18 protein-coding genes and 1 riboswitch are annotated in these 24,906 nt (G+C 43.3%); of the genes, 1 reads left to right on the forward strand and 17 read right to left on the reverse strand.

Going from position 1 to position 24,906, the window contains the following annotated elements:
• Nucleotides 1-36: 36 nt before the first annotated feature.
• The 6 genes from thrS to metA all read right to left on the reverse strand — a co-directional run bounded on the left by thrS (nt 37) and on the right by metA (nt 7,856).
• Nucleotides 37-1,977: a threonine--tRNA ligase gene (thrS, locus tag MKY63_RS01995; protein ID WP_036684469.1), complete on the reverse strand. Its 1,941-nt coding sequence runs from the start codon at nt 1,975-1,977 to the stop codon at nt 37-39.
• Nucleotides 1,978-2,483: 506 nt separating this feature from the next.
• Nucleotides 2,484-2,654: a toxin-antitoxin system HicB family antitoxin gene (locus tag MKY63_RS02000; protein WP_036684471.1), complete on the reverse strand. Its 171-nt coding sequence runs from the start codon at nt 2,652-2,654 to the stop codon at nt 2,484-2,486.
• 11 nt (nt 2,655-2,665) lie between these two features.
• On the reverse strand, nt 2,666-3,508 hold the full coding sequence (locus MKY63_RS02005; protein ID WP_036684473.1) for an SPFH domain-containing protein: 843 nt from the start codon (nt 3,506-3,508) through the stop codon (nt 2,666-2,668).
• Between the two features lie 453 nt (nt 3,509-3,961).
• A complete protein-coding gene (gene mqnC / locus MKY63_RS02010) occupies nt 3,962-5,098 on the reverse strand; it encodes a cyclic dehypoxanthinyl futalosine synthase (RefSeq protein ID WP_036684474.1) in 1,137 nt (378 codons plus the stop codon).
• A gap of 628 nt (nt 5,099-5,726) precedes the next feature.
• A complete protein-coding gene (locus MKY63_RS02015) occupies nt 5,727-6,899 on the reverse strand; it encodes a PLP-dependent transferase (RefSeq protein ID WP_076101579.1) in 1,173 nt (390 codons plus the stop codon).
• A gap of 36 nt (nt 6,900-6,935) precedes the next feature.
• Complete coding sequence (metA, locus tag MKY63_RS02020) at nt 6,936-7,856, reverse strand: homoserine O-succinyltransferase (RefSeq protein WP_036684477.1); 921 nt, start codon at nt 7,854-7,856, stop codon at nt 6,936-6,938.
• A gap of 115 nt (nt 7,857-7,971) precedes the next feature.
• A riboswitch (SAM riboswitch) is annotated at nt 7,972-8,101 on the reverse strand.
• Between the two features lie 397 nt (nt 8,102-8,498).
• On the opposite strand from metA, the gene corA reads away from it, so the two are divergent.
• Complete coding sequence (gene corA, locus MKY63_RS02025) at nt 8,499-9,434, forward strand: magnesium/cobalt transporter CorA (RefSeq protein WP_038569550.1); 936 nt, start codon at nt 8,499-8,501, stop codon at nt 9,432-9,434.
• 86 nt (nt 9,435-9,520) lie between these two features.
• On the opposite strand, the gene MKY63_RS02030 is transcribed toward corA, so the two are convergent.
• The 11 genes from MKY63_RS02030 to MKY63_RS02080 form a co-directional block, all read right to left on the reverse strand.
• Nucleotides 9,521-10,537 carry an HRDC domain-containing protein gene (locus tag MKY63_RS02030; RefSeq protein ID WP_339811351.1) on the reverse strand — a complete coding sequence of 339 codons (1,017 nt, stop codon included), beginning with the start codon at nt 10,535-10,537 and terminating at the stop codon, nt 9,521-9,523.
• Between the two features lie 210 nt (nt 10,538-10,747).
• Nucleotides 10,748-11,629 (reverse strand): ROK family protein, encoded by an 882-nt coding sequence (locus tag MKY63_RS02035; RefSeq protein ID WP_051491338.1) that lies wholly within the window; start codon nt 11,627-11,629, stop codon nt 10,748-10,750.
• A 169-nt stretch (nt 11,630-11,798) separates the two neighbouring features.
• Nucleotides 11,799-14,525, reverse strand: a complete 2,727-nt coding sequence (locus MKY63_RS02040; protein ID WP_076297590.1) for a hypothetical protein — start codon at nt 14,523-14,525, stop codon at nt 11,799-11,801.
• A gap of 13 nt (nt 14,526-14,538) precedes the next feature.
• Entirely contained in the window at nt 14,539-15,402 is an 864-nt protein-coding gene (locus MKY63_RS02045; RefSeq protein ID WP_076101575.1) for a copper amine oxidase N-terminal domain-containing protein, read from the reverse strand.
• A 42-nt stretch (nt 15,403-15,444) separates the two neighbouring features.
• Nucleotides 15,445-17,361, reverse strand: a complete 1,917-nt coding sequence (locus MKY63_RS02050) for an Mbeg1-like protein (RefSeq protein ID WP_076297591.1) — start codon at nt 17,359-17,361, stop codon at nt 15,445-15,447.
• Nucleotides 17,361-18,191 (reverse strand): hypothetical protein, encoded by an 831-nt coding sequence (locus MKY63_RS02055; protein ID WP_076103994.1) that lies wholly within the window; start codon nt 18,189-18,191, stop codon nt 17,361-17,363. The genes MKY63_RS02050 and MKY63_RS02055 overlap by 1 nt, the downstream gene beginning before the upstream one ends.
• A gap of 40 nt (nt 18,192-18,231) precedes the next feature.
• Nucleotides 18,232-19,371: an Mbeg1-like protein gene (locus MKY63_RS02060; RefSeq protein WP_076271937.1), complete on the reverse strand. Its 1,140-nt coding sequence runs from the start codon at nt 19,369-19,371 to the stop codon at nt 18,232-18,234.
• 95 nt (nt 19,372-19,466) lie between these two features.
• Nucleotides 19,467-19,766, reverse strand: coding sequence for a WXG100 family type VII secretion target (locus tag MKY63_RS02065; protein WP_036684485.1), 300 nt, complete (start codon nt 19,764-19,766; stop codon nt 19,467-19,469).
• Nucleotides 19,767-19,812: 46 nt separating this feature from the next.
• Nucleotides 19,813-20,160, reverse strand: a complete 348-nt coding sequence (locus tag MKY63_RS02070; protein WP_162164277.1) for a WXG100 family type VII secretion target — start codon at nt 20,158-20,160, stop codon at nt 19,813-19,815.
• 16 nt (nt 20,161-20,176) lie between these two features.
• A complete protein-coding gene (essC, locus tag MKY63_RS02075) occupies nt 20,177-24,061 on the reverse strand; it encodes a type VII secretion protein EssC (RefSeq protein WP_339811355.1) in 3,885 nt (1,294 codons plus the stop codon).
• 5 nt (nt 24,062-24,066) lie between these two features.
• The gene (locus MKY63_RS02080) at nt 24,067-24,894 is read right to left on the reverse strand and encodes a DUF5050 domain-containing protein (RefSeq protein WP_036684488.1); all 828 of its coding nucleotides are present in this window, start codon (nt 24,892-24,894) and stop codon (nt 24,067-24,069) included.
• Nucleotides 24,895-24,906: the final 12 nt, after the last annotated feature.

Genomic DNA, 24,906 nt, shown 5'->3' on the forward strand with positions numbered 1-24,906 from the left:
TTTAGACGTAATTTTGGTGTTGTTAATTACAAGAAATTAGGAAATCACACGATCAGCAATTTCCTGAGACAAGAGCTCAATCACTTCTTGAAGCGGCTTAGCTCCAATGTCGCCTTCCCCGCGTTTACGGATGGAGACCGTCTGAGCGTTCATCTCATTCTCGCCAACTACGAACATGTATGGCAGTTTCTCAAGCTGAGCTTCGCGGATCTTATAACCCAGCTTCTCATTGCGAAGATCTGCCTCAGCAGAGATACCACGGCGACGCAGCTTGTCTGTAACTTCCTTGGCATAATCGTCGAACGCTGTCGATACAGGAATTACTTTAACCTGCTGTGGAGATAACCAAAGCGGCAGCGAGCCCGCAAAGTTCTCTAACAGGAAGGCAACGAAACGTTCCATAGTACCCAAGATTCCGCGGTGCAGAACGACTGGACGGTGTTTTTGACCATCATCACCGATATATTCCAGTTCAAAACGTTCAGGCAGCAAGAAGTCGATTTGTACAGTAGACAGAGTCTCTTCTTTACCTAATACAGTTTTAATTTGCACATCAAGTTTAGGACCATAGAATGCAGCTTCGCCTTCTGCTTCGTAGAACGGCAGTCCTGCTTCCTCTACTACCTCACGCAACATCCGCTGTGCAGTTTCCCACATTTCGTCATTCGCATAATATTTCTCTGTATCCTTAGGATCACGATAGGACAACCGGAAACGGTAGTCATTAATACCAAAGTCACTGTATACCTGTTTAATCAATTCGATTACACGAATGAACTCGCCTTTAATTTGATCCAGACGGCAGAAAATATGGGAGTCATTAAGAGTCATCGAACGTACACGGTGTAAGCCAGTCAATGCGCCTGACATTTCATAACGGTGCTGGATACCAAGCTCAGCAATACGGATCGGCAGATCACGGTAGCTGTGCATCGAGCTCTTATAAATCATCATGTGATGCGGGCAGTTCATTGGACGAAGAACAAATTCTTCATTGTCGATAGTCATCTTAGGGAACATATCCTCTTGATAGTGCTCCCAGTGTCCTGAAGTTTTGTACAGTTCAACATTACCCAGAACTGGTGTGTATACATGCTGATAGCCAAGACTTGCTTCCAGATCTACGATATAACGCTCCAGAATACTGCGCAATTTGGCACCCTTAGGCAACCAGATTGGCAAGCCTTGTCCTACCAATTGATTAAATGTAAAGATTTCAAGCTCTTTACCAAGCTTCCGGTGGTCGCGTTTCTTCGCTTCTTCAAGCAGGCGAAGATGCTCATCAAGCTGAGCTTTTTTAATCCAAGCTGTGCCGTATACGCGTTGAAGCATCTTATTCTTGCTGTCGCCTCGCCAGTAAGCACCAGCTACATTCATCAATTTAAAGACTTTGATCTTGGCAGTCGACGGCACATGCGGTCCGCGGCATAGATCGAAGAATTCACCTTGTTCATAGATAGAAATCACGCTATCTTCAGGCAATGCCTCGATCAATTCCAGCTTGTAAGGATCACCTAGCTCACCGAAAATTTCAAGTGCTTCCTTGCGGCTAACTTCTTTGCGCACGATCGGCAGGTTCTCCGAAATTATGCGGTCCATTTCCTTTTCGATTTTGAGCAAATCTTCAGGATTTAGAGGATGTTCCAGATCCATATCGTAGTAGAAGCCATCTTCAATGACCGGACCTACACCAAGCTTAACTTCTTTTGTTCCGAACAAACGTCTGACCGCTTGAGCCATCAAGTGAGCTGTACTGTGACGCATAACCTCCAGACCTTCAGGTGAATCCAAAGTTACGATCTCTACCAGTGCGCCCTCTTCAAGGGGAGTAGATAAATCTACAACGATACCGTTCATTTTCCCCGCTGCTGCATTTTTGCGCAGGCCACTGCTAATAGAAGCTGCTACATCATCAATACTGCTACCCTCTGCGTATTCACGGACAGAACCGTCCGGAAGCTTAATACTTACTGACATTGCTAATTCCTCCTTCATATAATTAAGCCTAACGGCCCTTTAACCTTTGCGGAACAATAATATCCACGCACACAAAAAAACGCCCGTCCCGCAAAGGGACGAGCGATTACACCCGTGGTTCCACCCAAATTCGATTCTCTCTAGCCTCCCTTGAAACCTCAAGCGGAGTGAAGATAGAATCCTTCGTAAGCATGGAGTAACGACCATGAACCGGCAGTTCTTACTATCCCATTGCAGGGAGTTCAAAAAGGCAGCTACAAAGGGGTAAATCGAAAGCAGGATGCCGGAGGAAATTTCAGCCTAAGTTTCCTCTCTCTGAACGGTCCAGAACAATCAACTCATATCTTCGTCAATGCTGTTAACGTGAATTATGGAGTAATTATAAATCTGTCCTCTCTGACAGTCAAGTCAGAAAAGGGTCCAAAATGATAGAAACTCAGGCAGAAGACACACATAAGGACTGTTCTGGCAGCCAATACATGGATACCGAAACAATCCTTTTGTGGTTATTCCTCTCGCCGTTTTTTTTCAGGTAAGCGGCCTGCACGTTTCAAAGACTCACGCAACAAGTATTCGATATGTCCGTTTACGCTGCGAAATTCCTCTCCCGCCCATCGTTCCAGCGCCTCATGCAGATCCGGATCGATCCGCAGTGGAAAGCTTTTCTTGGCCGCCATGATGCACCGCCTTAGTACAACGAGCCGGCGTTAATGACCGGACTCGCTCCGCGCTCCGACACGATCGCAACCATCAGATTATTGATCATCGCCGCTTTGCGTTCCTCATCAAGCTCAACTACGCCGCTTTCTTTAAGCTGTTTAATCGCCATATCGACCATGCCTACGGCGCCTTCAACAATGATTTGACGAGCGGACAGAATTGCAGATGCTTGCTGACGTTGCAACATTGTACTGGCAATTTCTGTGGAATAAGCCAAGTGTGTAAGCCGCGCTTCAATGACCTCGACACCAGATATCGACAAACGTTCTTGCAGCTCGGTTGCCAATTCTTTAGCAATCTCATCTGCATTAGCCCGCAGGGACATGCCCGATTCATTGAAGTTATCATACGGGTATTTACTGGCTACATGACGCAGCGCTGTTTCACTTTGGATTTCCACAAACGCCATATATTTATCTACATCAAAAAGCGCTTTTGCAGAGTTAATTACCTTAAATACGATAACTGCAGCAATTTCAATCGGATTCCCTTCCACATCATTAACCTTCAGCTTGACACTGTTAAAGTTACGTACGCGGAGGGAAACCGTCTTGCGCAAACTGAACGGAATGACTGCAAACAAGCCACTTGTCACGATAGTCCCTACATATTGCCCGAAAAAGGTAACTACGACCGACTTATTGGGCTGCACAACCGTAACACTTGTACATAATACCCCAGCTACAACGAACAGAATGACTGGCACTGCGACATACTCCTGAACAGCACCATAAATTCCTCCAGCTAAACAAACTGCAATCAATGCGAGAACCCAAAATCCACTGACAGGACGAAGCGTTTTCTCTTTCATAAAAGCACCCCCACTAGATATTCTTTTGATATGATTATGATATCACTTTTGGATAATAATGTGAATAGGTAAAAAGAAATTAAAAATGCTTTTCTGTTCATATTTCATATACTGCAGCTCTATCGGACACTGATGCTCTTATACGTATCATTTTCTGATTTCCCCATCCTATCGGACCCCACAGTCGCTATTGCACTAAAAACCAGCCTACATGAGGCTTTTTTCAAGGAATAGCGTCGCTGGGGTCCGAATCCCGACTCAAAAGGCGCTGAGTCTGCGAATAAGATCCACTGGGTCCGTACGCATAGCGGATGATATAACAAGCGAAGATTCAGTTGTGTTCTGCAATGAGGCTTGCAAATGATCGTAATCCTAATCTTACAAAAAAACGCTTGATGCTCATTAATCCACTGAAGGATTAACAAGCATCAAGCGTTGATTAATTAATATATATTAGTTCTGCATTACAAAATCATTATCAATCTTCGCATTAGGATCATCGAACACCCGCAGAATATCATAACGTGTATTCCGCTGCGCTGGAACTTTGCCTGCTTCGCGAATCAGCTGAGTAATCGACTCGATGTTTACCTTGTAAGTCGCACCCGCCGAAGATACTACGTTCTCTTCAATCATTGTGCTGCCGAAATCGTTGCAGCCATATTGCAGGGAGAGCTTGCCGACCTCTGGCCCCATAGTGACCCAAGAAGATTGGAAGTTCTTAATATTATCCAGCACAAGGCGGCTGATCGCCACCGTCTTCAGATACTCCTCAGGCGTTTGTCTGTCCAGCTTCAGGTTGGTATTGTCCGGCTGGAATGTCCATGAGATAAAGGCCAAGAAACCTTCAGAATCATATTTGTTGGCAATACACTCATCCTGAGCCTCACGCACACGTAGTAAGTGCAAAGCACGTTCCTCCATACTTTCCCCAAGCCCAATCACCATTGTCGCTGTGGTATTCATACCCACTTTATGTGCCGTCTGCATTACATCCATCCACTCGCGCCACGAGCCTTTTAGTCGGCTGATTTTGCGGCGTGTACGGTCATCAAGAATTTCTGCGCCTCCACCTGGCAATGAATCCAGACCCGCAGCATGAATTTCACGAACCACTTGTTCCAGTGGTAATCCTGATACTTCTTTCATCTTCATAATCTCCGCAGGAGAGAAGGAGTGCATTGTAATCTCAGGGAACCGTTGCTTAATTCCGCGCAGTATATCTGTATAGTAGCTAAATGGAAGGTTAGGATTAGTTCCACCTTGCATAAGAATTTCTGTACCATTAACAGCAATTGTTTCAGCAATTTTTTGATAAATCGCCTCATCTGGCAGCACATAGCCTTCATCCGAGCCTGGTCTGCGGTAAAAAGCGCAAAAACGGCAGTACACATCACATACATTCGTATAGTTAATATTACGGCCAATTACAAAAGTGGCTAACGGGTCCGGGTGCCAGCGTTCCATAATAGTGTTTGCAGCAGCACCCATTTTCTCAATTTCGTTGCTCTCGAATAGTCGGATGGTATCTTCCAATTGGAGACGGTCGCCCCGCAGGGCTTTATCCAAAATAAGATCTATCGCACTCATCGTTCGCATCCTCCTTTTAAACCCTTAGGGATATGGTAGATTCACAAAATCACAAGAAAAAATAACGTTGTCGTCCTTTAGAGATAACAACCGTTTCTCGTAGTAACATAAGGATAAAGTATAGTATGTAACTTATACCTTATATTTTAATAAATGAACAGTTCATTTCCTCATCGTATCACAATCTGAACAGCTTGAAAAACTTTTTACTTTCTCAGCAAGATACCATCCAGCAGAAAGAGTCCTTACATTGCTGCCTGCACCCGTTGAATCAAAATTCCCTGAGGCTGTCGGACACAGATGACGTTATTTGCAAGTTTTTAGCCTTTAGAGCATAGTTATGGACTCCAGTGATGCTATTCCATGAAAAGAGCCTCATGAAAGCTGTTTTTTAGCGCTATAGCTGCTGTGGAGGCCGTTAACATTCCAAATGTGTAATAATGCTGTATCTAAGGTCAGCTGTGTCCAATAGCAAAAAGTCCAAAAAGAAGAGCTATCCCAGCAGCCAATTCCCGGCTTATGAGACAGCTCTATTTCATCCTCAGTCTAACACCAGCTCTAAATCAACGGTGAGTTAGATCCTCGATATTTTCCAGCAATTCGGTGCCGATCTGGGTTGCCGTTACTTTTACTTCGTTTCGATTTCCGCCCGCGCAGCCTCCAAAGCATGACCCAGATCAGCAATTAGATCCTCCGCATGTTCAATGCCCACCGAGAAGCGCAGCAACCGATCATCTACACCCACCGCATTCCGAATTTCCACAGGAATGTCCGCATGCGTCTGTACTGCAGGATAGGTCATTAACGATTCAACCCCGCCGAGGCTCTCCGCGAAGGCTATAAGCCGAATATGACGAAGCAGAGGTTCTACGTATCTGGCATCTTTTAATTTGAAAGAAAAAATTCCGGTATTGCCCGAGGACTGGCGATTCTGAATTTCATATCCCGGATGATCCGGCAGGCCTGGATGGAACACTTCCGCAATCGCCGGGTGCTCTTGTAGATAGCGGGCAATTGCTAGTGCATTACTCTCGTGCCGTTCCATACGCAGAGCCAGTGTCTTCATGCCTCTCATCAGCTGATAACTGTCTGTTGGCCCAAGCACAGCGCCAATAGAGTTATGTAGAATCGCTATTTCAGCGGATAATTCAGCCCCTTTAGATACAATAAGACCAGCAAGTACATCATTGTGTCCGCCCAAATATTTGGTAGCACTATGGACTACAATATCCGCACCTAATTCCAGAGGACGCTGGAAAAATGGAGTCAGCAGTGTATTGTCTACAATTGTGAGCAGCCCATGATGACGAGCCCAAGTAGCAACGGCTGCAATATCCGTAACCATCATCAAAGGATTCGTTGGCGTTTCAATAAATATCGCCTTTGTATTTGGAAGACGGGAAGCCCCAAGCGCATCCAAATCATTCGTATCTACATAGGAAGCAGTGATTCCAAACTTGGACATAATTCGTTCCAACAAACGATAGGTCCCGCCGTAAAGATCCAGCGAAACGATCAAGTGATCGCCTTGCCCAAACAGGGTAAATATGGTTTGAATAGCCGCCATCCCAGAGCTACAGGCAAAACCTGCATCACCAGACTCCAATTCCGCAGCCGCATTCTCCAGTACGGAACGGGTCGGACTTTTGGTACGGCTATAATCGAAACCTGTGCTCTGCCCAAGCTTCGGGTGACGGAATGCCGTAGCATTATAGATAGGAAAATTAATGGCTCCGGTAGCCGGATCTTCTTGTGAACCTATTTGTGCCAGTCTGCTTTCAATCCTAAGTTTGTCGTCCATGATAAATGCCTCCTAAATTATAATGTAGCGCTGATCTTAATAAACAATCGGGTCGATATCGTAAGGTGTCTCTTGATATACATAGTAATTGAGCCAATTAGAGAATAATAAGTTGGCATGTGCACGCCACACTGCAGGAGGTGTCCGTTCTGGATCATCTTTAGGGAAATAGTGTTTCGGCAAGGCCATCTCCATGCCCCTCTCCAAATCACGATCATATTCCCATTTCAGGGATAGAGGATCGTACTCGGAATGTCCGGTCACAAATATTTGTTTGCCGTCGGTCGTAGCTACTAGATACATACCAGCTTCTTCGGATTCTGCCAGAATCTGCAGATCTGGATTGCTCTCAATATCTTCGCGGGAGACATCGGTATGACGGGAATGCGGTACATGGAATACCTCGTCAAAACCGCGCAGCAATTTAATGTTATTTTGATTAATCGTATGGGAGAATACACCAAAACATTTTTCAGGCAATGCCACTTTACGAACACCAAAATGATGATACAACCCTGCCTGTGCCGCCCAACAGATATGCATGGTCGAGGTCACATTATCCTTGCTCCATTCAAAAATCTCTTTTAGCTCTTCCCAATAGGATACTTCCTCAAACTCCATTTGCTCTACGGGTGCTCCTGTAACAATAAGGCCATCCAAACGGCGGTGGCTGATCTCGTCAAAAGTTTTGTAAAAGCTTCTCAAATGCTCAGCAGAAGTATTCTTAGAAGTATGTGAGCGTGGATGCAGCAAGGTAACATCAACTTGCAGCGGTGAATTTCCTATTAAACGCAGCAATTGAGTCTCCGTCGTTTCTTTAGTCGGCATGAGATTCAGAATAGCAATCCTTAGTGGACGGATATCCTGATGGAAAGCCAAACTTTCATCCATCACAAAAATATTTTCTCCGGATAGTACTTCTTTTGCTGGTAAACTGTCGGGAATTTTAATTGGCATTGTCTTTCCACTCCTTAACTGTATTTAGGTTATGTTGTCACATCGCGGCTTTCTGAACAATAAAAAGACCTTTCTCGGAAAACGAGAAAGGTCATATCTACAGTCATATGCGCCTCTCTCATCTGCCAGAAACTTTTGGACGGGGTTTAGTCGTCAGCAAAGTTCCGCAAGAATTAGCACCGTGCGTTCACACGCCGGTTGCCGGGTTTCATAGGGCTAGTCCCTCCACCTGCTCTTGATAAGATTTAGCTGTATTCAATTAAATTTCTTTAAAATTTACTTTAAATCATGAACCTCCTTTTCGTCAAGTCCATACAATGCTGAAGTAGCCTTAAAGTAACAATAAATTTGCTTGAAAGAGGCATACTCCGTTGTTATACTAGACAAGTATTTCATACCTGAACGAAAAGAAGAGGTGAGAAGAAGAATGGAAGGCGACCCGAGCTCGCAATTAAGTGTACAAAATGAGCAACCACACAGGATAATCATCAGCTTGCCGGCGGCGGGAGCAGTTCTTCTTCATGCCCTCGAATCGTCATTCGGCCTCTTGTATTGATTGTAACGCCGGCCAAGCTGATTTTTTTCTCTGTGCTTAATTAGCAGTCCCTGGTGAAGACCCGGGGATAGAAGGAGTGGAATCAGATGAAAATCCGGCTGGTGAATGCAGGGGTTTTTACACCTATTGATGAAATTGATGAAACATTGACACCCCCAACAGAAGGGTTCTATTGGATTGATGCAGATGTGGAGGATTTGGAGCTGCTTCAGCCCCTGTTCAACCTGCATGATCTCGCTGTTGAGGATTGCCTTAGTGAAGAGGATCAACGTCCAAAGATCGAAATATACGAAAGTCATTACTTTATTGTTGTAAACAGCATCCGCTTTGATGATGAGGAAATTTTCCTGCGGGCACTCAATATATTCTTGGGCAGACATTATATTATTACTGTAACGAAACAAAAGATCCACGAGCTGCGCATCCTGAAGCCCATGTTATGGGAGCAAGAGGTTAGCGAACCCGACCAATTCCTTTACCTGCTTATCGACCTTGTCGTAGATAATTATTTCTCCGTAGGTGACCGAATTGAAGCCCGGATTGAGAAGCTTGAAGAGGATATTTTAATGCATACCAAGAAATCTCATCTGAGTGAGATTATCGGTCTGCGAAGTGAGATCTTATGGTTAAAGAAGATGCTGGGACCACAGAAAGAGGTTATCAATACCCTGAACAAAAAAGACCTCCGTCTGATTGATGATCAGCTGCAGAAGTATTTTAGCGACATTTATGAAAATGCAGTTAAAATATCCGAAACCTTTGAGACGTACCGCGATCTCATGGGCAACTTACGTGAGGCCTACCAATCCAGTATCGCCAACCGCGCCAATGAAATTATGAGAGTATTTACCGCGATTACAACGATATTCATGCCTTTGACCGTAATTACCGGAATCTATGGGATGAACTTTGATCATATGCCTGAGTTGCATACGAAATACGGCTATTTTGCCGTTATAGGTCTAATGTTGACGTTAGGCTGTGGGATGCTGTATGTATTCCGCAAGAAAGAATGGCTATGAAAATAAACGGACGAATAGGCAAGACGAAGGCCCTTTAACCCTATGGTGTAAGGAAGCCTTCGTCTTTTTGATATGAGGAAAAGCTACTAGAAACTGGTCGCCACGCCCACTTTAGGAGCTTGCTCCCGCCGGAAACGAATGCGGATCAGCCGCAGACGTTCATAATAGCTGTCCAGCCCTTCTGCTGCTGAAAAATCCTCCCCATACACCATATGCAGCACTGGCTTTAGAAAAAGATCTCCTGCCTCTAGATAGGCATTCCATATCGCTTCCTGTTCATTCTGCGGCATATTTTCCAGTTCTACCTCGATCAGTTTCTCCACGCAATAACCTTCTCTTTCCAGCTCCTCTACCGCTTCAATCAGTTCGCGACGGTTCACTCCACTGTTCACCTTAAGCTGTTCTAACCCTAACCCATTCTCGATCCCTTGCAGCAGAATTCGCCGTAATCGCAGTCTTTCTAGCTGTTTCTTATATTTGACCTCTTTCTGTTTATAGAGCCAGGATACAAAAGAGTCCTCCTCAATTTCTTGGTGAACCCAATTCAAAGGAAAGGAATGTTCCCTTGCAGCCGTAGAGGTTATAGCCAACCAATCCGTGCCATATTGGGCTACCTTTCCTTCCCCTACACCAGGGATCTGCAGCAGCTCCTCTGGTGTATGCGGCAAGAAAGTGCTTATCAAACGTAACAAACGATTGCTGGCAAGAATGTAAGGGGCTTTCCGTTCACTAGAAGCTCGGCTGCGGCGCCAAGCACATAACTCCTCATAAATAGCTTCGTTCCCATTATATTCACTGTAATATTGCAGCCTTAGCTGCTCCTGATTACGCCCAGTAAGGCCGTCTTCTTCATGAAATACGCCATCAATCAACGGCCGATAGCCATCCCCCATCTTCACCGCCAGCTCATGCCTGTAAACACAGAGCATTTCATTCCAAGAACCACCCGCATACCACAAATGCTCCTGCGTCTCCTCACCGTCTGAAAAATCACGCCAGCCCAGGCTCCACACTCCTTCTTCCTCTCCAATCCATAGCTGAGCGAACACCTCTTGATCCACCCCAGATATTCTGGATAAGCGATTCATAAATACAATTTGCATATTCATCCCTGCCTTTCTAGTCTTCAGCAAGCACTATACCTACCGGGTCTGAACTACTCTTCGCTGGTGTGAATCCCACACTGTCAGACTCGGAAAACGCAAAAAAGCACCACTCTCACGATAAACGTGAAAGAGGTGCTCCCTCATTAAATGCTATACTGTTAGATCCTACAATACCATATATTTCCTAACAGTCAATATCTTTTTATACTAGTTTCTTGCCAAAGCTAAGGTTGCCAGTCCAATCGCACCTGCAAGTCCTGCATTATCTCCAAGCTGCGGTGGCACAACGTAATTATCAATATCGGTATTGAGCGCTGGATGCTGAACATAACCTTTAAGCAGCTCCTGCAGCTTGGTACGGATTAGCGGGAACAAGTGGCTTTGCTTCATGACCCCACCGCCCATTACGATTTTTTCGGGAGACAGAATCAGCACGTAATTCATAAGTGCATGTGCAAGATAATGAGCTTCCATATCCCAAGCTGGATGGTCAACAGGCAGCTCGCCTGCTGGTTGTCCCCAGCGTTTGCCAATCCCCGGACCTGCGGCTAACCCTTCAAGGCAATCGCCATGATAAGGGCAGTAGCCCTCAAACGTGTCCTCTGGATGTCTGCGAACTAGAATATGTCCCATCTCAGGATGAGACAATCCATGCACCATCTGACCTCCAACAACTGCTCCCGCTCCAATACCTGTCCCAACCGTAATATAAAGGCAGCTGTCCAGACCTTTAGCCGCTCCCCATTTACTTTCCGCAAGCGCTGCACCATTCACATCCGTATCAAAACCGATCGGCACGTTAAATTGCTCAGCCATTGTACCTACCAGATTATATTGTCCCCAGTGAGGTTTTGGTGTCGTTGTTATGTAACCATAAGTAGGGCTGTCCAGCACGGGATCAATCGGTCCAAACGATCCAATACCAAAAGCTTCTACATTCTTCCCATTAAAATAGTCGATTACGAGTCCCATCGTTTCTTCCGGTGTTGTTGTCGGAAAGCTAACTCGGTCCAGAATGGTACCGTCCTCATAACCAATCCCGCATACAAACTTCGTTCCGCCTGCTTCAATCGCTCCCAATAACTTCATAGCAACTATCTCCCTTCTCCAATAAGCAATAATCCGCCATCCAGTGTGAAAATAAAAAAACAATATAAAATAAAACAATCAACAGCCCTTATTATACGTTGGATGAAGCGCTATCACAATAATAAAACTCCCTTCATGCAATTTTGCATGAAGGGAGTTTTATTATTGTTTAATTATTTAAGTCATCAAACATAGAGCCTTTTACCGTAACCTCAATTTGATCCAGCGGCTTAATGCCGACAAGCTTGCCCAGTGATTTGTATGCGTTGGTACTCTTGGAGAGCTCCACATCTGCCAACCAAGCCTTAACATAGTACTTCCCATCTGGCATTTCAGCTGTAGTATAGACAGGAATATGGTCCTTATTAATCGTAATCGTCACCGTAGACTTTTCCGTGATCTTGTACATATTCTGATTCAAGCCCACATATTCACGGTATTTGAAATTGTCGAAGCTTCCCAGTGTACTAGACTGTGAGTAACCCTCTAATATATTCTTCCAGAATTCATGGGTGCCATTATCACTTTCTCTTTCTTGTGAATATGGGATCTCTTCCACATCTTTAGTAAAGCTGTTCTCCACCGTCAACAATTTCGCATCATTCACTCCGGTGTTATCCTCTACGGATAAAGCTGCTGGCTTTCTTGCAAAGTTATTCCCGTTTTTGCTCAGTGGTTCATTCCGCAGATTGACCGCAACTTTATCATTATTGATATACATAAGATCAGTTTCATATCGGAAAGAATTCGTAAGTTCCTCAACAAGATCCTTATGGTCCTTCGTGTCTTTATCCGTATCTTTAAACGTAACTGTCTCCAGTGTAAAGGTATACGTTCCAACAGGATTAAAATAATATCCGGATTTAATCGGATAATCATACCCTTGAAGTTGCTTATCCGTCGCAAACACGGCGGTATCATAATTAGATTTGTCGTTAAGCATTTTTTTAGCGGTAGCTCTGGCTTTCTTATAAGCTTGAGCCATGCTATTCTCTACCTTCCAACCGATGTCTCCGCTTGCCTGTTGTGTGAAGATTCGTTCGAATTGCCCCTTTACTTTCGTCCAATCCTGTAAGTTCTTATTCTCATCTTCATGAGCCATCCAGCGGATTACATTATAATTGTAAGGCTCACTTGTCCAGAGGAGCTTTCGAATCAAAGAATCCGCTTTATTCTTGTCTATTGAATTCTTGTACAGCTTAGGTGCTATTTGTTTGGCCCCGTTATAAATATAGGTCCGAATGGTTTTGACATCCTCACCTGGTGTAAACGGAGCTGAAGTGCTGCCGCTCTCCGTATACGTTTGACAAGATTCAACATCTTTACCTTGCCCGTTCTTAGTTGTGCTGCACACCTGATAATTACGAGTGAAATTTCTGCTCACAGTACCCTGGAAACTGATATTACCTGACTTTTGATTAGGTGTATACGGAGCCGGATTAATGTACCACTTACCGTTAACAGGATCATCACCAAAATCAGGACGCTGTAGACTAGCTATGATGTCAGGTTGCCTAACTATAGTACTGGCGGCATCGTTAACCAGCGGATTATTCTCCACACGGAAATAACGATAGATAGTATCCGAATTATTGATTACTTCCAAAGCGCCTGTAGCATTCCCACTCCAAGTAAAATCAGAATATTGCGGTTGTAGAACAGCCTTTATAGCAGCACCATCGGCTAACCCGAATTTCACTTTTTTCGATAACACATTATAATCCAGATCGAAGGAGCCTTTAGTTGTTGGCATCGAGTTGACCTTCTTAATCCATCCGTAAATCTCATTATTTCCGTAAAAGACTTCATTAGGTGACTTCAACCTGTTCAGATTAAACTGGATGTATACGTCCTCATCAGGCATTGTAAATGTCGCGAAAAGAATATTGTCAGCCGTATTAGCCGCAAGCATAATTTCACCTGCTAACGTTGACGCATGACCATGGTATCTTACAGGGATTTCCTTTCCGTTACTCGTGATCTTCCAAGCGTAATCTGTTGTTTTCTGCGTGGCGAAGCTGGATCTGAGTCTGATTCCAACGGTTACCTCTTGTCCAGCTACCGCGCCGGTTGGCAAAGTTTCGAAATGAGGGGATAAATCATTTACCTGCAAAATAAACGGTGCGATAGGAATGCCTAAGTAAGTAATATTTCCGTTGGAACCTTGGATGTAAATCCTGCCTGATCCCCAAGACAGATAGGTAGGCGGTTGCAAGACGTGAACATAATCTATCCATCGCCCTCCCTTAGACGGTGTAGTATTCTGAGTGTATACAACCCTGTCTTTATACTCCTTGTCTTGATTGTTATAGATGAACCGTTCATATTTCTTACCGGCATAGCTCAGGTTTAGTCCAGTAAGAATCGCCTGCTCAAAAGTCCCGCCGGAATTTGCTAGATACTCAATATCCCGACCTACAAATGCATCAAAATCATTTTTTCTAATTTTGTAGCTTGATTTTACGCCAGAGTCCTTCCAAGGTTCCTTAATCATATTAAAATTCTGAATTTGAATCCCGCTCCATCCAGCATACCATGGAGCTCCCTCAGTTGAGACCGAGTCCCCATCAATCGAATACCCGGAAAAAGCAAACATATTGCTATGCTCCAGCCATTCATGATTTCCACCATAAACAATCTCAAAATTACTATTGTTAGATTTTATCTGGTTTTGCAACAAATCCTCTCTTAACTTTCCTTTATTAGTCTCCATTGTGTAATAATTAGATTTTTTATAGAGCTCCGCCATATCTTTATTGATCTTCTCGATAACAGCTGTCGCTGTTTTTGGAAGATTGTTAGATGTATCATTCACTGACTCTTCAGAGAAAACTGAAGAAGCTATAGATTGGAATAAGAATATTGTCACTATACTAAGCCATATCGATTTTTTCATACCTTCACCTCTCCTACTTCGGCCATACTGCGATTCCTATATCCCCCATACCAGGAGAGTCTACATCAATTTTATAATCTTTGCTTTGGAAGACTTTATAATCTAGCTCATCCATTCTTTTTGTTTTTGTTCTAACATACTTCATAATCGAATCTACGACATCGCCCTCAATGTTTTGTCTAAGAATATTCTCCGCTTCCTTCGCTTCCAGTGCAGGGTCAGAGCCTATATTAGTAAATGTAATTGTGATTTGAAAAAGATACTGACCTGCTTTCCGATCATCATTGTTGTATACTGTCAGCTGTGAATCGGTAATATAAGTCGACTCTAGATTGGCCCCCAATTGAGTATACGGGATTTCAAACCCATGAATCGTTACCGTCTTCGCTCCATTCGTTGATTCTCCCGTAGCAGGCTTATCAGAGGTAGCTATTTCACCTGAAGGAGTAGTGATGTAGACCGTCTTCACAGCATCATCCCATTTCACGTTTACACCGAGTCCTTCATATACAAATCGAAGTGGGACAAAGGTTCTTGACTGTTTGAACAATGCTGCCGTGTCCATTTGTTTTGTTTTTCCATTGAGCTCATAACTCTTTTTCCCGATATAGACACCCATTGTTTTGCCTTCAAGCGAGATTGTTGCCTTTTTGGCCTTACTGTCCCATAACACCTTAGCTCCAAGCGCTTCACTTATAAAACGCACGGGTAGCTGTACTCTTTGCTGCGCATCGATAAAAGGCTGGGCGTCTGGAAAAATAACTTTTTCTCCATTTACTACTACCCTCAATGGAAGACTTGCTGCAAAACCTGAAAATGCAGAAGTCATCAGGGATACCATTAGTAATAAAAGTAGAGAACTGATTAATTTTTTCATATAATTACTCCTCTCAATTTATCTTTCTATTTCCTGATATAATTAGTTAAGATGTATTGAGGTAGTACTTGCACGGGCAGCTGCAACAATTTTGGATTCAATCTCTCGATATTTTGTAACTGTGTATCTTAAACCTGCAGTTTTTCCGTTAATCGCTGTTGTTACACGATTTTTCTGTGTCCGGACTTCATTGCTTAAACGTTGAACTTCTCTTAATTGAGCTTGAACATAAGATTCACTGTAAGTCCTGCCCACGTTAGAACTGACTCCTGAAGCTATAGATAATATCCTCTCGACGGCTTCAGCAATGCTCTCTTCCTTACGCACCAGACTTTTCTGCAGACTCTCCAGTTTATCCATATTCGCCAAAATCTTGGCTCCTTGAATGACACTAGCAGATGCAACTGCAATCTTCGTTATGGTTTTCGTTACGGTCGATTTGACTTTGCTGATCGCTGAATCTTTAATCGTGCGTACGCCAGCGATAAATTCTTCCTTAGTTTTCTTAATTTTAGATTTTACACTTTGGAATATATCCCCCATTTTCTTCATTGCTTTGTCTTTTACACTAATCCAATATTCCTTCTGAGCTTCAATATACTGAATGGCATTCTCTACAAAACGATTAAAGCCCTCTTTTAATTTCGTCATAAAATCAGAGACTGCGTGCTTTACCTTTTGTGAAAACTCCTCAATTTTATCACCGATCAAATTAGTCACTCGGACAGCTTCTGTCACCATATTCGTTACAAATTCAACACTTTGATTATAAAAGGAGACCACTCTCTCCTTGATATCCTCCACCTTTTGCTCAATCCAGGGAATCACACTGTCAATTACAAAACCAATCACATAAAGCGCAACCAGAGCTTTTATAGTGACAACGAGCGCAGCTAACGCTGCAGTAATCGCCGCAGTAACAACTGCAACGGGCCCAACAGTCACCATTAAAAGCCCAACTACGGCTATTCCCGCAAACGCTAATGGCCGCAGATCTACTTCCCCATCCAATACTTTAAAAATCCCTTCAACCAATGCTTCCTTTAGTGGCCCCGGCACAATTTCTAAACCAACTGTAATATTATGCACAAGGTTAGGAACCAAAGCCCGAGTCTGTGACTCTGAACGTTGAAAGGACTCATTGTTCCCGTCGATCTTCAGTGAGAATAAGGAATGATGTGGCAGCACGGTATTCCTTTCAGATTCAGTGTCAATGTAAATACCTGCTGATGGATTTTGAAATAAGGCCGGAACGATGTCATTTTTATTTCTGAACTCTTTAATTTTGTCATTCTCATTCAATTCATCTATAGTGGCCCTGTGTTTATCAAGCAAGGTTCCATTAAATCCCGGTGCATTAAACGTTGATGCGGAAGTTAGCTGATTCCGTAAATTCTCAGGTAATATAAAAGAGGAATATAGGGCTAGATTACCTCCTAGCGAGTGCCCAGTCAGAAACAATTCATAACCCGCATCTATTTTGAAATTATCCATATATTCTTTAGCTTCCGCCTGTTGTAAAGATTCAAGGGCATATGCAGTTGTTCCGTTGTTTTTCCAGTCATTATGGTAAAGCGGGTTATCCATTGGTTCACTACCCCGGAACGCCGCTACCTTTGCCCCGTTCTTGGTATCTACTGTAAATGCAACAAAACCTGATTCCTCTTTTTTATTATGAGAGACGATATTGGAGATTTCCCAATTCTGATAATCAGATATATTCATCTGCTCTATGAGATCATTCCACTGCTTGTATTCTTTGACTCCGTTAAGATCGTCAGGAAAGCGTTCTTTTAATTGTTGCTGACCTGCGGGAGAAGCGTAGAAGTTGAGAACTTCGCCGAGAGTGATTTTTTTATATAATGCATATGTTTTTTCCAAATCCTTAATGTTGAGTATATCTAAATAAACAAGTTGTGAGATCTGCTTTAACTCTACCTCTGTAAGCGTATCGTCCATTACAATCCCCCTCTTTGTTCCATTCTTTTTATTCTGTCCTCTTTCCATATATCAAAGAATTCTCTAATCTTGTCTTGAGATTCTACAATCTTTCCATCAACTCCTAATTTGAATCCAGCCATTGTAACTATATTAATAATTCCTGTTTTTTTAGTTTCGTCACTAAAATATATGTCAACACTTTCCTCTGCCTTTTTGACCTCTTCTAATCGACCATAGGCCTCTGGAGTGAGGTATCCTATCCCTATCAGACTACTCACATATTTATTTTCTGCTAGTATTTTTGCAAAATCCATATATTTTCTCATTTCTGCCTCTTGGTCCATATCTCCATTACCATCAACATAGTTATCACTATTTAAATAGACTGAAATCACCAGCGTATTCGTTGGATATAACTTCAGAAATTGCTCGTAGGAAATCTTTGTATCGTTATGCTTGGGGTAAACCAACCCCGTTTCGTTGGCAACGATAATTTTACTGTCAGGCCAAATGCTAGCAGCGATTGCTTGAATCATTGGTTCGTCTTTTTTTGCTACCACCTGGTTTAAATAGTTGTCATACACCTTTTCCAAATCCTTCGTGATTTCCACCCGTACATTAATCGTGTCATCCTTCTTAGGATGCACAGTCGCCTTCAAAGTATTGTTGTTCATCGTTCCCCAACCGCCGCCTATGCCATCAAGGATGAATTCCTCGCCATACTTTTCCTGCAAGGAGCTCAAAATTTTCTTTTCACTTTTCTCCTCTCTAGAGCCACATCCCATAAAGCTGAACATTGATAATATCAACATCAGAGTCAACACCTTCCTTGTATAAATCTTTTTCATGCTGGCTTCACTCCTTTTTGATCGCGATTCCAGTTAGTAATCAGAACTCAAAATCCAGCTTCAATTCTGGAAATTTGAGCATTTGATTCATGGTTGTTTCAACCACTTTATCGAGATGTAATGTCATTTGGTTCGTTAGTTTCTCCATACGTTCCATGAGGGCATTTGTCAGTTTATTCAACCATTCCTCTACATGGTCCATCAGCTTATCCCCTACCGGACTGCAAATCAGCAAGATGGATAAGACAGCTTGCGTGATTTCATTAAGCTCTTCTGCTATTCCCGCTGCCTCTAGCATGGCTGCTTCAGATAGTTGTTCAAATTTCGCACGGATGTCATCGAATAAGAAGGATTCCGGAATATTATTCATTTCGGTTCTCCACTCGCTGAACTTCGCATCCAACATTCGTTCATATTTGTGGGCAATTTCAATCAGTGCACCTCGCACTTTTCCTACATCTAACTGATCTATTAAGGTAAATATCACGTAACCCAAATGATCCGATGCAGATTCTGTTAGTCCGACGGTATCCCCAAATCCACTCATAACAGCATCAAAAACAGGCGTATGCTCTTCCGTTAGGATATTAATCTTGGATAGCAAAGCATAGGCATTCCCTTTTTCACCTATAATCACATTCCCCTCAGAGTCAAAGGTATAGCGCTGCCAAAGCGAATCAGGAATTAGAAATTCCGTTTCTTCTATACCCGATTTAGCAAATACAATCTCTTCGTTGTGTTTGCCTAACGCGGATACAAGACTGTTATAAGCCACAATATTTTTAACCTGAAGCTTCCCCCTTTGCTCCGCAGTCAGAATGTTTACTATACCTGGTGCGTCGAATACCACACCACCAATCCCCTCATTAACCGCTGCTGCATAAAGAGCTAAGGCACCGCCCATGGAATAACCAGTAACCTGGCAATCCTTCTCCCCTTTGTTTTTTAATAAAAATCTTGATGCTTCCTCCGGCATGCTGCTCTGACCGCTTAACAGAGACTGCAGATCCGCAAGCCAATCTTTTCCTTTATATGTAAAGATAATTAATCTATCATCATGCTCATCTCTATAGGCATAGGCTGCTGCACCAGCAAAAGTCAGACTATCCGTCAGTTCGAGACCGTCTGCTGCTTCTACAACTGATGCCAGTGTTATGTATTGTTGTTCGGTCAGCTTCACTTACAGATCCCCCCAAATAAATTCACTTCATACTTACTTAAAATCATACTAACAAGGCAGATAGCTCAAAATCTGCCTTGTTATGTATGCCAGCATTATTTTCCACGCAGTTTACTTGCCATTTCTTGCTCGGCTTGTTGCTTGATGTTAGCAATTTGCGTTAGGTTCTTACTGATGTTCTCTACACAGAGAACCATTTCCTTAAAACTAGGCATAAGTCCATCGAATTGTTGTATAAAAGCAGTTTGTGATTCTCCTTGCCACCAACCGCTAACAGCATGAATTTCAGATTGCAATTGTTTGATAAGAGTATCTGCATTGTTTGCTTTGGTTTTAATAGACTTAGCTACACCTAGTGCCTGATCCGGATTAAATGTAAGATTGTTTCCCGCCACATTATTCACCTCCTTTCAAAGCATTTCTATCTCAACACCCCTGTCATTACTTCTGGCTTTGCTTTTGCTTTTCTAATTGCTTTTGTTTCAGTGCCTCTTGCGCCGCCTTCTCTGCTAGTCTTCGCTTTTCTTCTCTTTCCTGTTCAGCACGGATCACTTCTGAAGCCACTCTTTGGACCCCACTTTCGAGCCTATCCAGCATTGTAAGCAGGGTCTTCATTTCGCTATCCAGCTCGTTGTATTCACTTTGAAATGCTTTAGAAGCCGTACCGGTCCAATAGCTGGCCGATTGTGTATAATCACTTTGCAGTTTTTTTGAAGTACTGTTCACTTCATTGATTAGACTATGGATTTGTGAAGCGTTTCCCCTGATTTCTGATGGACTAACTGACACTAGCTGCACCTCCATCCTAAACTCCTACTCCCGCATTAACTCGATTCTCCTTACTCCATACGGCACATCTTAATCCGGTATATTTATTCTTTACAATGAGATAGCCATCACCTTGCTCCCCATCTTTCTCCTGGATTCCGTAAGGTAAGGACACATTGTAAAGATTTTGTTCTTTCATTCTACCTAGCAGGATCCCGGTCTGTTCTTCTCGGATAGTCTTGCCCAAGGAATCCCAATTAGAGGTAAGATCATTTGTGTTATCTGCCGCTAGAACAGCTACCTTCATGCCGCGTTCTTGCTTCACAATTCGTTCAATCAGCTCATGCAGCATATACTTGTCTCCGCTCGTAAATTCACTTAGACGATCAATAACGAAGATTATCTGCTTCCACTGTTTCATCAGAGCGCCAACGTCACCACCGGACATTCTGCATGAGAGAAGCTCACTGCGTCTAGTTTCCAATTGTTCTTTGATCCCATCAATGAAATTGTCCAAATCATCCACGTTCGATAAATCCGTTACGTAAGACTGTTGTATCAGTTCATAAATGCCCATAGCAGATGAATCCAGCGCATATACCTCTAGATCCTCCTTTTCGCTCAGCAGCTTCATCCACGATACAAGTAAAGTGCTCTTTCCTGACATAGCCTCTCCAGCTATCATCAGCACTGGTGTTGCAACAAGGTCTATAAACACAGGCTGTAAATCATTGTTGCCCAAGCCTATTGCCAGTTGCTCTGTATTATTATTGAGCTGCCGCAGATCAATCGTAGAAGGCATCACCGGAATTGGTGCGGCTCCAGTTAGATTCAAAGCCTCCATTCTCTTCAAGATGAGCTCGGTAGCGGTATGTTGATATTCAGGAAGCGAAGTCTGAAATTCCAAAGGCGGCTTGCCTCTTACCAATCCTCTGCCTGCAACCTTAGCGGGTTCCAAGCCTTCCGTTCGTCCTACAATACCATCATATTCACTCTTCTCAGTCATCTGGAAGCTGATCGCCATTTTGAAGTTAACCGAAAATTTATATCTGACCAAAGCACTATTGGTTGCTGTAGCGACCATATAAATACCGTATTTAAAACCTTCACGAGCCAGCAGCACCATTTGAGCGTCAAAATCTTCGTAGGTCTCCGATAAAGCAAAGTAGTTGTCGACTATGACTATAAATGCGGGCAGTTTTCGTCCACTTCTACGGTAATCATTGAACCCTTCACTTCCATTATTTTGAAACAGCGTTCTTCGATCCTCCATAACCCTGAACATAAAGCGCATAAATTGGTCAATTTTATCTTCTTGCTCCAGTGTCATTACCCCACCGACATGAGGGAGTTTCTCCATAGCTTTGAGTGAGCTTCCGCCAAAATCCATAATATAGATATTGACGTCATCCGGCGGATACATTAGAGCCAGCGATAAACATAACGTTTTGAGGAACACGGTTTTACCTGTACCCGGCGTTCCATAGACAAACAGATTCCCCTCAGATGCAAAATCTATCTCCAGCGCTTCCTGTCTCTGTCCTCTTGGATCATCCATGATCCCCACTGGCACACTGAGCAGTTTCTGCTGCTGCGGCCATCTACCATCTGCTAAGCTATTCGGCAGCAATAAATCGAGGTAGACTACTTCAGGCAGTGGCGGTAGCCAAGGCCCTTTCATTGGAGAAATCCCATATTGCTTGGCAGTTTCTGTAATGTATTCAACCATGGCATGCAGTTGGGAAGCAGACTCATTTTGGGAGAATTTCTCTTCCTCAAGCGGAAAGATCTGCTCGCTTCTACCATTCAGAGCTACCTTATAGATTCGTTTGGTCTTGTTCTCCTGTTTCTGCAGTTCGCCTTTCGGATCATAATCAGCACCAGAATACGCAGATTGGAACAACTCAAAGATCTCATCATTTCCGACCTGTATATACGCCCTTCCCGGTTCCTTAATCATGGCCGCATCAGGACGTTTAATAACATCCCGACTGTCAGCCTCATCCTGCACTTTAAGACATATTTTAAATTTCGAGTTACTCCATATCTGGTCATCCACTACGCCGGCAGGCTTCTGGGTGGCAAGGATCAAATGGACGCCAAGGCTTCGACCTACCCGGGCCGTACTTACAAGCTCTTTCATGAAATCCGGTTGATCCTGCTTAAGCTCCGCGAACTCATCCGCAATCATAATCAGATGGGGAATGGCTGGCATGTCACCTTTTACATTTTTGCTATAAAATAATTTCTGGTATTTATCAATATTGTTCACGCCATATTCCGAGAAGACACGTTGCCGCCGCATGAGCTCACTTTTGATAGATAGCAGTGCTCTCGTCGTTTGATTCCCATCCAAATTCGTAATGGTACCGACCAGATGAGGCATTCCCTTGAATACATCTGCCATGCCGCCCCCTTTATAATCAATAAGAACAAAAGCAATATCATGCGGATGGTAATGAATGGCTTGGGATACGATGATACTTTGTAATAATTCACTTTTGCCAGAACCTGTTGTCCCGGCTACAAGACCATGGGGCCCGAACCCCGTCTCATGCATGTCTAAATATAAAGCTTCTCCACCAGCCCTCACCCCTATAGGTACACTCATGCCCATATAGGTTTTGTTGCGGGTCCAGTTCAACATTACATTTACTTCAGATACCTTTTCGTTCTGTAGCATTTCCATCAGTGTGATGGAGGATGGAAGTGAGAAATTAGCACTTGAATTTTTGATTCGTAGCGGTGCGAGCTTTCTGGCGACTAGATCTAAATCTTTTATATCTGCCTGATCCGGAGTAAATACGATCTTCTCCCCGGTTAATCGATTGGCCATTTCACCGTTTTTTCCGTTTAAATGAATAACCGTTTTACAGTTCATGGGCAAATAAGCGGAATTCTTGGCGATAAAAAGGGTTGATACTCCAAGCTTTACACTGCCGTTGTACAAATATTTACTGATTAGCTCATTCTCAAGTAAGGAAGCGTCCTCTACAATAAAGAGATAATGGGGCAATACACCACCGCTCAAAGACCTCATCTCCCGCTCCTTCAAAGAGCCATAAATCTCGGACAAGGTCTGATGGGCAATGGCTTTACCACATAAAAGAAATCTGATATTAAAACCGTCATCCCATAGGTGGGGTACAAATTTCAGCCAATCCCATTTCTCCAATTCATCCTCTGCGGCAAGAACAATAACCCTGACATCGTCATAACCATGATGAGTCACAAGCTGTAGCAGCATCAGTTTTATTAGCACAGCTGTTTTATCGCTTTCACCGGCAATCCCGCATATTTCGGTAGTCAACAGATTAACCGTTATAGGAACGTTCGGGACCTTCTCAAATTCCATGGCCAATCTCTGCGGCTCCATCAGCAGCGGGTCTGTTTCAAGGATGATCGCCTGTTTGGTGTATTTGATGTGCAGTTCCAGGGGTACACTTCCCACCCCGATCCGCAGAGCCAGAAAATCATTATGTGAAGGCGTTTTTTCCCATAGCTTGTTATCCCTGCGCGAGATTCGTTGCACACATTCCGCAGGATCCGGGCTCATTTCATTCATGGCTTTCACCTGTTGTTCGCGAGCTATCGACAAATCGCTGCGGACATCGGTTATAAATTGAAGATATTTTTCTTCCCGTTCCTTCTTCTTTAGCTTATATTTCCGAATCTGAGAAGTTGCTCCTGTCAATGAGCCAATCAGTGTCATTACTGTGGTCGCAACTGAGATCAGTAAATAGATGGACTGTGAAGTCATTGCGATTAATACGGTAATAATCAACATTACGATAGGTGGAAGCAATATTCCGAACCAAGAGATCTCTGGTTTCTCGTTAATCATAGGTGGATTAGGAACATCAATTTCTCCCCGGGGCATATCCGGTAGAAAACGGGGCTGACGACTGAATTCATAGCTCATTAGATCTACCTTCCTATAAAGGTTATTGTCTCCGCCTCTCCACCAAATAGAGAGATTCGATGCCATTCACGACCACTGCAAAAATAAAGATCATTGTCCAGAACATGTAAATAGTCCGCGCTTTCCCCAGATATTCGAATACTCCCTCCATGCAATGGATCTACGCGATATATACTGTTGTCATTTAATCGGTTAGCACAATAAATATATTTGTCATCCGTGCTTATACTAAGGGCAACTATATTGTCTACCATAGTTACCGTATGACGCTCCACATCAAGTAGCGTCAAGCGATGTCCATTCTCGGCATCTGAAAAACACAGCTTATTTCCTATCCGAATCAGTAAACTTGTAACCAATTCACTAATCTTTTCACTTGCCTCACCGGATTCTGTGCTCCTCTTAATCCCATTTGGTGTAGCATAGTAGATTTGTCCTTCGTACAAGAGAAAACTCTCCACATGCTCATCAATCAGCCTCATATCACGTTTACCACTAGTAGAACAGCGATATAATCGATGGTCCTCCTCGTGAATATAGTAGATCCAATCTTCATGTCGCTGAAGCTGATAACAAGGTTTGTCTAACAATACTTCTGAATGTTGCTTTACAATATCAAGCTTACAGAGCACATTTCCCTTTAACTGATCACTGTAATAAAGGAAATTGCCAGCCTCATTCATGAACCAGAACAAACCCTCATAATGAATAGGCACAGCTTGATCATTCGCTCTGTCCAAAGAATAGGTTCCTGAATAGTTTTTAATATCCGTAATAAAAAGAGATTCATCAGCCTTTAGGATTAATCCGCCACTTTGCAGGTTGCCATTCATTTCATTGCCCCT

Source organism: Paenibacillus sp. FSL R7-0189, assembly GCF_037969925.1.
GTDB lineage: Bacteria > Bacillota > Bacilli > Paenibacillales > Paenibacillaceae > Paenibacillus_AQ > Paenibacillus_AQ odorifer.

Excerpts from the sequence above, each read along its gene's own strand:
- thrS (WP_036684469.1), bottom strand. The coding sequence starts at position 1,977 with ATGTCAGTAAGTATTAAGCTTCCGGACGGTTCTGTCCGTGAATACGCA.
- MKY63_RS02000 (WP_036684471.1), bottom strand. The coding sequence starts at position 2,654 with ATGGCGGCCAAGAAAAGCTTTCCACTGCGGATCGATCCGGATCTGCAT.
- MKY63_RS02005 (WP_036684473.1), bottom strand. The coding sequence starts at position 3,508 with ATGAAAGAGAAAACGCTTCGTCCTGTCAGTGGATTTTGGGTTCTCGCA.
- mqnC (WP_036684474.1), bottom strand. The coding sequence starts at position 5,098 with ATGAGTGCGATAGATCTTATTTTGGATAAAGCCCTGCGGGGCGACCGT.
- MKY63_RS02015 (WP_076101579.1), bottom strand. The coding sequence starts at position 6,899 with ATGGACGACAAACTTAGGATTGAAAGCAGACTGGCACAAATAGGTTCA.
- metA (WP_036684477.1), bottom strand. The coding sequence starts at position 7,856 with ATGCCAATTAAAATTCCCGACAGTTTACCAGCAAAAGAAGTACTATCC.
- corA (WP_038569550.1), top strand. The coding sequence starts at position 8,499 with ATGAAAATCCGGCTGGTGAATGCAGGGGTTTTTACACCTATTGATGAA.
- MKY63_RS02030 (WP_339811351.1), bottom strand. The coding sequence starts at position 10,537 with ATGCAAATTGTATTTATGAATCGCTTATCCAGAATATCTGGGGTGGAT.
- MKY63_RS02035 (WP_051491338.1), bottom strand. The coding sequence starts at position 11,629 with ATGAAGTTATTGGGAGCGATTGAAGCAGGCGGAACGAAGTTTGTATGC.
- MKY63_RS02040 (WP_076297590.1), bottom strand. The coding sequence starts at position 14,525 with ATGAAAAAATCGATATGGCTTAGTATAGTGACAATATTCTTATTCCAA.
- MKY63_RS02045 (WP_076101575.1), bottom strand. The coding sequence starts at position 15,402 with ATGAAAAAATTAATCAGTTCTCTACTTTTATTACTAATGGTATCCCTG.
- MKY63_RS02050 (WP_076297591.1), bottom strand. The coding sequence starts at position 17,361 with ATGGACGATACGCTTACAGAGGTAGAGTTAAAGCAGATCTCACAACTT.
- MKY63_RS02055 (WP_076103994.1), bottom strand. The coding sequence starts at position 18,191 with ATGAAAAAGATTTATACAAGGAAGGTGTTGACTCTGATGTTGATATTA.
- essC (WP_339811355.1), bottom strand. The coding sequence starts at position 24,061 with ATGAGCTATGAATTCAGTCGTCAGCCCCGTTTTCTACCGGATATGCCC.
- MKY63_RS02080 (WP_036684488.1), bottom strand. The coding sequence starts at position 24,894 with ATGAATGGCAACCTGCAAAGTGGCGGATTAATCCTAAAGGCTGATGAA.